This window comes from Brevundimonas sp. (assembly GCF_023259385.1).
In the GTDB taxonomy this organism is placed as follows: Bacteria; Pseudomonadota; Alphaproteobacteria; order Caulobacterales; family Caulobacteraceae; genus Brevundimonas.
Genome location: NZ_JAHFPF010000266.1, coordinates 500 through 4,666, shown reverse-complemented (window position 1 = coordinate 4,666; position 4,167 = coordinate 500). Strand labels below are relative to the sequence as shown.

At 68.8% G+C, this 4,167-nt stretch carries 5 protein-coding genes; 4 read left to right on the top strand and 1 reads right to left on the bottom strand.

Features of this window, described 5'->3' with window-relative positions:
* On the bottom strand, window positions 1–388 hold a 388-nt coding region (locus Q0C81_RS16275), incomplete at its 3' end, for an MATE family efflux transporter (protein ID WP_291840328.1).
* Between the two features lie 241 nt (window positions 389–629).
* On the opposite strand from Q0C81_RS16275, the gene Q0C81_RS16270 reads away from it, so the two are divergent.
* The 4 genes from Q0C81_RS16270 to Q0C81_RS16255 form a co-directional block, all read left to right on the top strand.
* The gene (locus tag Q0C81_RS16270; protein WP_291840326.1) at window positions 630–2,222 is read left to right on the top strand and encodes a carboxyl transferase domain-containing protein; all 1,593 of its coding nucleotides are present in this window, start codon (window positions 630–632) and stop codon (window positions 2,220–2,222) included.
* A gap of 66 nt (window positions 2,223–2,288) precedes the next feature.
* Entirely contained in the window at window positions 2,289–2,654 is a 366-nt protein-coding gene (locus tag Q0C81_RS16265) for a hypothetical protein (protein WP_291840323.1), read from the top strand.
* 42 nt (window positions 2,655–2,696) lie between these two features.
* Window positions 2,697–3,599, top strand: a complete 903-nt coding sequence (locus tag Q0C81_RS16260) for an enoyl-CoA hydratase-related protein (protein WP_291840320.1) — start codon at window positions 2,697–2,699, stop codon at window positions 3,597–3,599.
* Window positions 3,600–3,604: 5 nt separating this feature from the next.
* Window positions 3,605–4,167, top strand: a 563-nt coding sequence (locus tag Q0C81_RS16255; protein WP_291840318.1) for a DUF3667 domain-containing protein, incomplete at its 3' end; no start/stop codon positions are given.

Sequence of the window (4,167 nt, the reverse complement as noted above, 5' to 3'; positions counted from 1 at the left end):
CCTCGGCCAGACCGGCCTCGAGGTTGAGCTGGCGCAGGAGCAGAGGACCGAGGAAGACGAGGGCGATGCAGGCGGCGACGCCGAGCTGCAGCGCATAGACGAGCCCGCGCCGGAGGACCGCGCCCACCTCGGCGCGACGTCCTTCGCCCAGCATCCGGGCCGTCATGACCTGAACGCCGAACAGCAGGCCGACCGCTGTCACGACGATGATCGAATGCGGCGCCCAGGCGAGGGAGTGGAAGGCCAGCTCGCGCGAGGCGTAGTTGCCGACCACGATCGCGTCGGTCAGCCCCATGGTCATGATGCCGATACGCGCCAGCACCACCGGCCAGGCGAGATTCAGAAGGTCTTTCAGGGTGGCGCGGGTCTGGGGGCTGAGCACGGTCATGGGACGCGCGACAGGCCACGGGGGACGGTGAAGGTCAACCCGGGTTGAGGGAGGGGTGGCATAAGGAGGGCTTCTCCCTCCCCTCATGGGGAGGGTGGCCGAGCGAAGCGAGGACGGGTGGGGAGCGGCCGAACAATTCCCCACCCTGTCGTCGCTGACGCGCCGACATCCCTCCCCACTTCGGGGGGAGGGAGAACGCCCCCGCTTCCCCCTGCCCGCGAAGCCGCCTAAACCTCCGCACATGCCCAAGCTGACGTCCGCCATCGATCCCCACAGCGCCGCCTTCAAGGCGCTGGACGCCCACAACCGCGCCCTGCGCGACGAGCTCTATGAGAAGGTGGCCAAGGCCGGCCGCGGCGGCTCGGACGCCAGCCGCGACCGCCACGTCTCGCGCGGCAAGCTGCTGCCCCGCGACCGGGTCGAGCGCCTGCTGGACCCGGGCTCGCCCTTCCTCGAGGTCGGCCAGCTGGCCGCCGGCGGCATGTATAACGACGAGGCGCCGGGCGCGGGTATGATCTGCGGCGTCGGCCGGGTCTCGGGCCGCGAGGTCATGATCGTCGCCAACGATCCGACCGTGAAGGGCGGCGCCTACTTCCCCATGACGGTGAAGAAGCACCTGCGGGCCCAGGAGATCGCCGAGCAGAACAACCTGCCCTGCGTCTATCTGGTCGATTCCGGCGGGGCCAACCTGCCGCACCAGGCCGAGGTCTTCCCCGACCGCGACCACTTCGGCCGCATCTTCTTCAACCAGGCCCGCATGAGCGCCAAGTCGATCCCGCAGATCGCCTGCGTCATGGGCTCCTGCACCGCCGGCGGCGCCTATGTGCCGGCCATGTCGGACGAGACGGTCATCGTCCGCAACCAGGGCACCATCTTCCTGGCCGGCCCGCCGCTGGTGAAGGCCGCGACGGGCGAGGTCATCTCGGCCGAGGAGCTGGGCGGCGCCGAGACCCACGGCCGCAAGTCGGGCGTGGTCGACCATGTGGCCGAGAACGACGAGCACGCGCTGGAGATCGTCCGCTCGATCGTCGCCAATCTGAACACGGTGAAGTCCGTGGCGCTGGACGTGCGCGAACCGCGCGCGCCCGCGCTGGATCCGGAACAGCTGTACGGCATCATCCCCGACGACGTGCGCGCCCCCTATGACGTGCGCGAGGTCATCGCCCGCATCGTCGACGGTTCCGAGCTGGACGAGTTCAAGGCCCTGTACGGGACCAGCCTGGTCTGCGGCTTCGCCCGCATCTGGGGCTATCCGGTCGCCATCCTGGCCAACAACGGCGTGCTGTTCAGCGAAAGCGCCCAGAAGGGCGCCCACTTCATCGAGCTGGCCTGCAAGCGGAAGATCCCGCTGCTGTTCCTGCAGAACATCTCGGGCTTCATGGTCGGCGGCAAATACGAGGCCGAGGGCATCGCCAAGCACGGCGCCAAGCTGGTCACCGCTGTCGCCTCGGCCGAGGTGCCCAAATTCACCGTCCTGATCGGCGGCAGCTTCGGCGCCGGCAACTACGGCATGTGCGGTCGCGCCTACAGCCCGCGCTTCCTCTTCACCTGGCCCAACAGCCGCATCAGCGTCATGGGCGGCGAACAGGCCGCCAGCGTGCTGGCCACCGTCCACCGCGACGCCGAGACCTGGACCCCGGAGGAGGCGGAAGCCTTCAAGGCGCCGGTGCGCCAGAAATACGAGGACGAGGGCAATCCCTACTACGCCACCGCCCGCCTGTGGGACGACGGCGTCATCGACCCGGCCCAGACCCGCGACGTCCTCGGCCTGGCCATCTCCGCCTCGCTGAACGCCCCGATCCCGGAGACGACCTTCGGCGTGTTCCGGATGTGATACGGCTTCCTTCTCCCCAAGCGAGAAGGAACCGGATTGGCGCGTTAGGTCACCGAAGGAGCCTCAATGATCCATCTGACCGCCCTGATCGCGCTGACACTGTCAGCCGCCGCCCAGGCCCAGGAGCCGCAACCCGCCATCCCCGAGCGCTTCCACGGCGACTGGAGCAGCGACCTGTCGAAATGCGGCGACCGTGAAAGCGGCCTGAACCTCCGCATCGAAACGGGTTTCATCACCTGTTTCGAGGCGGCCGACACGGTCCTCGCCGTCCGCCCGGTCGAGCTGGGCGGCGTCAACATCCACGTCCGGTACGAGGATTATGAGGGGATGGAGGAGGAGTACCGCACCCTGATCCTCTCCGACGACCGCCAGACCCTCACCTTCACCTACGGCGACGCGCCTGATTGGGTCGTCCACCGCTGCCCGGTCTGATAAGGACCGCGTTGAGCGCGTTACGTCTTCGAAGGAGTCCCCATGACCGACAAGCCCACCCCCACCGAACCCGAAGACGCCCTCGACATCACCGACGCCGAGGCCGCCGAGATCAACGCCATCGTCCATCCGCTGCTGGCCGATCCGGCGCCGGACGCCAATGACGACCTGGTGCAGATCGACTCGACCGCCGACGGCGTGGTCTTCGTCACCATCAACCGCCCCGAGAAGCGCAACGCCTTCGACGCCGCGACCATCGCCGCGCTGTTCGAGGCGTTCGAGACCCTGCACGGCGCCGATCATGTGCGCGTGGTCTTCGTGCGCGGTGCGGGCGGCACCTTCAGCGCGGGCGCAGACATGGGCTGGATGCGCGACGCCGCCGGCTGGAGCGAAAGCGACAACCGCGACGACGCCATGGGCCTGGCGAAGATGCTCAAGGCCCTGCACGAGGTGCCGGCCCTGACCTGCGCCATCGTCGAGGGCTCGGCCATGGGCGGCGGGGCCGGCATCGTCGCCGCCTGTGACATGGCCGTGGCCGTCGAGGGCGCCCGCTTTGCCTTCTCCGAGGTCAAGCTGGGCCTGATCCCGGCGACCATCGCCCCCTATGTGGTCGAGGCCATCGGCGCCCGACGCGCGCGCCAGCTGTTCCTGACCGCCAACATCTTCGACGCCGACTACGCCGCCCACGCGGGTCTGATCGACCTGGTCCTGCCCGAGGGCTCGGTGGACGAGTTCGTCTCCATGCTGACCGACAGCCTCTCCGCCAATGCGCCCGGCGCCATGGGCGACGCCAAGCGGCTGGTTCACTACGTCTCGGGCCACAAGATCGACGGCGGCCTGATGGACGAGACCGCCAAGCGCATCGCCCGCGCCCGCGTCTCGGACGAGGGCCAGGAAGGCGTCCGCGCCTTCCTCGACAAGCGCAAACCCAAATGGGCTGAATAACGGTCATGACGGCGGGGGCGGTCGCGGCGGAAAAGCCGAAACGGGTGCGCAAGACGAAGCCCAAGGGTCCGATCTGCGCCAATTGCGAAACCGAGATGGTCGGCGCCTTCTGTCATGCCTGCGGACAGAAGGCGCACCTTCACGACAAGCTCAAACACCTCGTCGAGGAGTTCGCCGAGGGCATCGCCCATTTCGACGGCCGCCTGTGGCGCACCCTGCCCCTGCTCGCCTTCAATCCGGGCAAGCTGAGCCGTGAATGGATGGCCGGGCGGCGGGCGCGCTATGTCGCGCCTCTGCACCTGTTCCTGTTCGCGGTCTTCCTGCTGTTCCTGTTCCCGAACTTCACCGGGCGACACATGATGAACCTCGGGGGCCTGGCCGAGGCCGAGCCCGGGCCGGCCCACACGACGGCGGCGAACAGCACGAAGGCCGGCAGCACCGAGGCCAACAGCACCGAGGATGGGCGCGAGACCGGCTTCTGGGTCGACAACCCCGACGGCACCCGCACGGCCGTCGACCCCAGCGATCCCGACGCCCTCAGGCGCGAGCTGGGGCTGAACGGTCCGGC

Bases quoted from the DNA above. Each gene is read 5' to 3' on its own strand.
- Q0C81_RS16270 (WP_291840326.1), top strand. From the start codon at position 630: ATGCCCAAGCTGACGTCCGCCATCGATCCCCACAGCGCCGCCTTCAAG.
- Q0C81_RS16265 (WP_291840323.1), top strand. From the start codon at position 2,289: ATGATCCATCTGACCGCCCTGATCGCGCTGACACTGTCAGCCGCCGCC.
- Q0C81_RS16260 (WP_291840320.1), top strand. From the start codon at position 2,697: ATGACCGACAAGCCCACCCCCACCGAACCCGAAGACGCCCTCGACATC.